Source organism: Cupriavidus phytohabitans (genome assembly GCF_017815025.1).
In the GTDB taxonomy this organism is placed as follows: Bacteria; Pseudomonadota; Gammaproteobacteria; order Burkholderiales; family Burkholderiaceae; genus Cupriavidus.
Genome location: NZ_JAGIQB010000130.1, coordinates 1 through 4,783 on the forward strand (window position 1 = coordinate 1; position 4,783 = coordinate 4,783).

Consider the following 4,783-nt stretch of genomic DNA (forward strand, 5'->3'; position numbering starts at 1 on the left):
CACGGAGCGCGTACCGCACTTGCCTGCGGTCGCGCTTGCTTCCAGCGCGAGAACAGGCGTTGGTAAGCCTGCTCGGCGTAAGCAGTCCTTTAACCCCAAGTTCCCCAGCCGCCTGGGCGAGTTTCCCCTTGGGCGACGGGCACTTGGCGTGATTCCTTGGTTCCGGTTTCTGTCTACACGCGGATTTGCTGAAGCAACTCCAGAGCCTGCTTCTGTTTCGCGTTGGCGGTGGTGACGAGCTCGAACGTCGGCGCCTCAGCGTCGGCGCTGGGTGTGCGGCAGGTGTTGCGCACGATCGTGGCGAGTTCGGCCATCAGGCTCGAGAAGCTGTGCACGGGTGTGCCGTCGTCAAGCGTGTGGCGCGCCGCCTTGGCCAGCGCTGCCGCAGAGCGCACGGCAGGCGCCACAGGATCACGCGTGGCCTTGGCGGCCTGATCGGTGTCGGCGAACATCAGTTCGCGCCAGGCCTCGCGCATGTGCCACTCGACGTAGTAGGCCAGCATGCACAGCAGGATATGCGCACGCACCCGATCGGCCGTGCGGTGATGGATCGGCCGTATCTTCAGGTCCACTGTCTTGAGCGAGCGGAACGCGCGCTCCACGTTGGCCAGCGCTTTGTAGTTGCGCACGCACTCGGCCGAGTCCATCTGTGCCGCACTCACCGAAGTGCGGATGATGTAGAGGCCGTCCAGCGCCGCCTCGCGGGCGATGCCCTCGCTGTTGCGGCTGAACGTGAAGGACGCTTCGTCGATGCTCAGCGCAAAGTGCTTGGCCACCTTGTACTTGTCGATCACCTTGCCCACGCGCAGGCCGATCTGATCGCGCCCGGCGAGCTTGCCCGCCTGCACGCGGGCAACGATCGGCTGCAGGCACGCCTCGGTGGCCGCCAGCAACTCTTCTCGCTTGTGGGCACGCAGCTTGGCCAGTTCCGGATTACGACACGCCACCAGCCGCTCGCCCGGATAATCCGGTGAACTCAGCTCCAGCAGATTGCGCTCGTCGAACAGGCCAAGCTGCAGTTGTCCTTGCTCGAGCAGCGGGCGGATCGAGGCGCTCTTGAGCGCCGTGATCCAGCCCAGATCACCGCCTTCGCGCATCTGCTCGATGGCCTTGCTGGAGATCATGCCGCGATCGCCCACCATGACCAACCGGGAGAGGCCAAACTCCTCTTGCAGGCGCCGCACCTCGGGCATGAAGGTCTGGCTGTCGGCCACGTTGTCCTCATGCACCGACACCGCCACCGGGCAGCCGCGCGCATCGGTGAGCAAGCCGTAGTTGACCTGCAGCAGCCCCTTCTTACCATCGCGGCTGTAGCCGAGTTTGGCCAGCGGGCAGGTGCTGCCCTCGAAGTAGCTGGAGCTCAGGTCGTACAGCACCAAGCCACCGTCGCTCAAGTGCCGCGCGGCTAGCTTCTTCTGGATCGTGTCCTGGCGTGCGAGTAGCCAGTCCATCGCCGCGTACAAGTCATCCTCGTTGGCCTCGGTCACACCGACGTCCTCTGCCAGGGTGCTGGTGTGCCACCAGCGCGTGGTGGCCAGCTTCGTATGCGGCGCCGCGATGCGCGCGGCCACCATCGCCAGCACCAGGTCGCGCTCGCGCGAAGGCTTGGTGGCGATCAGCGAGGCAAAGCCCAGACGCTGCATGGCCGTGGTCACCGCCTGCACGTGGCCGTGCGCGCGCGAGCGTGTCACCTCGAACGCCTCGCCTAACGGCACGAAGGTCTCGCCCTTGAGTGAGCGGCGGATGATCTCGATCAGGGCCTCGGGCAAGTGGGACAGGTTGCCCAGCGTCTCGTTCTTGACCACGCCGTCCTCGCGGTAACTACGCCGCAACAGGTGGGTGTGATAGACCTGGTCCTTGTACTTGCGGGTCGTCGTAACGACGTGAGCGGTTCCGGTTCGTGCTGGCATAGCCAGAAGAATAGGAAATAACAAGCAAATATCAAGTATTTTTAGTGACTACAAAAAGAAGACCTGGAACGTCCCTGATGAGCCGTTTCCTCAAGCGGGACAAGGGCTTCGCGACGCCACGGCTGCGGCGTCACCATGGAACTTCGGTTTAACCACGCCTCTCAGCCTGGCTTCGGCATGGCCCAAGGCAGGAGCGCTGCATAGTCGTCGGCAGTCGTGGCCAGCGGCAGGCGACCCATGCGGCGCGCCCCTCAGTAGGCCGGCTGATAGGGAACGCCTTGGTCCCAATTGCGCGCCCAGTGCTTCAGATAAACGGCTGCCAGCTGCGGGTTGCCCCAGTGCACGAGCAGCGGCGTTCTGCGTCATGTCGCAGGCAGCGCGAACGCGACGTCCGGTCGGGTCACTGGCCTCCATGTAAACATTGCCACCCTTCCCTCAAGAATGACGCCAAGCCCCTTTGCACACGCATAGGGCACGAAGCCCTTTCGGTTGTCCATTTTTCTGGGTCCGTGCCTGTGCATAAGCAGCTTTCGTGATGCCGAAAGCGCGGGGATTTGAGCAAGAACGGTGATGGACGCTGGAGGGGTTCCCTCAGGGAGCGTGCACGCACGCGCCTGAGGGAAGATGTCGCCTTTGCGATTACGCAGTTCAACCACCCATTCGTTACCGAGGTCACATAAGCAATCCGCTAGAGGCCATCCAGGGCAAGTCTCAATAAGATGCACAAAGGAATACGCCATTCCGAAGCAACCGTCATCGCCAAGTAACCCTACCAAAATCCGAGCTTCACCATCAGTTATTGGCGTGACGATAGATCTATAGAGATCTTCAATCCTCTGTATCAGCTCTGGGTCGGCACTATCTTCGGAAGGAAGCGGCCCAATGATCGCCAATTCTTTGAATTCTTTCCGAATATCATTCACAACTATCGTCTCATCAGATCAGCGAAATTTTCCCTATAGTACTGAACCGCCCCGGGTTTCGAGGAGGCTCCACTCTTTGAGAGAATGGAGTCCATGAGGAAGTCAGTCAAATTTTCCCCGGAAGTCCGGGAGCGCGCCGTGCGCATGGTGGTCGAGCATCGTGACGAGCACGAATCGCAGTGGGCTACCGTGGTGTCGATCGCAGCCAAGATTGGCTGTACCGCGCAGACCTTGTTGACTTGGGTTCGCCAGCATGAGCGCGACACCGGTCAGCGCGCAGGCACAACTACGGCAGAGGCCCAGCGTATCAAGGATCTGGAGCGCGAGGTCCGCGAACTGCGCAAGGCCAACGAGATTCTCAAGCTGGCCAGCGCGTTTTTCGCCCAGGCGGAGCTCGACCGCCGATTCAAGTCTTGAGGGACTTCATCGACGAGTACCGAGGCACCCTTGGGGTCGAGCCGATTTGCAGGGTGCTGCAGGTCGCCCCGTCGGGCTATCGCCGCTACGTGGCCAGCAAGCGCAATCCGGCATTGCTGAGTGCACGGACAAAGCGCGATGCCGTGCTGGTGCCGCACATCGAACGCGTTTGGAGAACCAACATGCGGGTCTACGGCGCCGACAAGGTCTGGCGTCAACTCCAGCGCGAGGAAATCCCGGCGGCGCGCTGCACGGTGGAGCGCCTGATGCGACGTCACGGCCTGCGCGGCGTGGTGCGTGGAAAGGTGGTACGCACCACGGTCAGCGACGCCAAGGCCCCGTGCCCGCTGGATCTGGTCAACAGGAAATTCAGCGCGCAGCGGCCGAATCAGCTCTGGGTTTCAGACTTTACGTACGTCTCAACCTGGCAGGGCTGGCTGTACGTAGCCTTCGTGATCGACGTGTTTGCCCGGCGCATCTTGGGATGGCGGGTAAGCAGTTCAATGCGAACGGACTTCGTGCTCGATGCGCTGGAGCAGGCCCTGTACGCCAGACAACCGGGGCGCGATGATGCGCTCGTTTGCCATTCGGATCGCGGCTCGCAATACGTCAGCATTCGCTACACTGAACGCCTGGCCGAGGATGGCATCGAGCCCTCGGTGGGTAGCAAGGGCGATTCTTACGACAACGCTCTGGCCGAAACGATCAACGGGCTGTACAAGGCGGAGTTGATCCATCGCCGCGCGCCCTGGAAGACCAAGGAATCCGTGGAATTGGCGACGCTCGAATGGGTGTCCTGGTTCAACAATCACCGTCTGATGGCGCCGCTGGGATATGTGCCGCCGGCCGAGTACGAGGCCAACTACTATCAGCAACTTGAGCAGCAGGCCATGGTGGCCTGACTCAAGCGAAGGTGCCTCCACGGAAACCGGGGCGGTTCATGGCGACGTCGCACAGAAACGTCGCCAACGGGCTTCCTTGAAGCCATAGCAGCTCAGATTGCTGCGCGTATTCCGGGCTACTGAAATATGCCGCAGCGTTCTCGCCACTTTTAATCAACTGATCAATCATCAGTTTCAGATGCTCGTGCATCGGGAGCACTTTCTCGCGTTGCGCATCAAGATACAGCAGCGCCTCGTGAGCTTGTCGGCTGACGCTGGCTGCCATCGCGGCAAGAAATGATGCACGAGGTCATTGCGTTCGTCGGTCATGAGCTTCAGATCCCGTCGCAGCCCTCCAATGAACTCGGTGGACCCTGACAGGCGAAAGACGAAGGAGACCCAGTCGTCCGGCCATTCCTCCTCCGGGACGGGCTCACCGGCGTCCCGCAGAACGTCACGGCCGTACTGCTCCACCAGCTTGCCAAGCATTCGCTTGTTGATTCCATCCACCCGTCGCTGCAGATTGTCCTGATAGGTCGCGAGAGTGCCGCCATTTTTATGCCTTGCCAGCACGAACTTAAGTATTCACGAGAAACGGATTTCAAACTTTGAGCCGTAGCCGGAGAGAAGTTTCTCGATCTCGGCGTCGATG

The 4,783-nt window shown here is 61.3% G+C and carries 3 protein-coding genes and 1 other annotated feature; of the genes, 1 reads left to right on the plus strand and 2 read right to left on the minus strand.

Annotation, left to right across the window (positions count from 1 at the left end; all coding sequences use genetic code 11):
• Positions 1 to 173: 173 nt before the first annotated feature.
• Entirely contained in the window at positions 174 to 1,910 is a 1,737-nt protein-coding gene (locus J8I34_RS33295) for an IS1634 family transposase (RefSeq protein WP_209778288.1), read from the minus strand.
• A 1,016-nt stretch (positions 1,911 to 2,926) separates the two neighbouring features.
• Between J8I34_RS33295 and J8I34_RS33300 the strand changes: the two genes are divergently transcribed.
• Positions 2,927 to 4,152, plus strand: a protein-coding gene (locus tag J8I34_RS33300) for an IS3 family transposase (RefSeq protein ID WP_209808450.1) whose coding sequence is annotated in 2 segments (ribosomal slippage) — positions 2,927 to 3,215 and positions 3,215 to 4,152 — 1,227 coding nt in all. Because the reading frame shifts where the segments join, the coding sequence is not laid out codon by codon here.
• Positions 3,205 to 3,321, plus strand: a sequence feature (AL1L pseudoknot). Its footprint overlaps the gene before it by 117 nt.
• 1 nt (position 4,153) lies before the next feature.
• On the opposite strand, the gene J8I34_RS33305 is transcribed toward J8I34_RS33300, so the two are convergent.
• Positions 4,154 to 4,417, minus strand: coding sequence for a hypothetical protein (locus tag J8I34_RS33305; protein ID WP_209808451.1), 264 nt, complete (start codon positions 4,415 to 4,417; stop codon positions 4,154 to 4,156).
• Between the last annotated feature and the right edge of the window lie 366 nt (positions 4,418 to 4,783).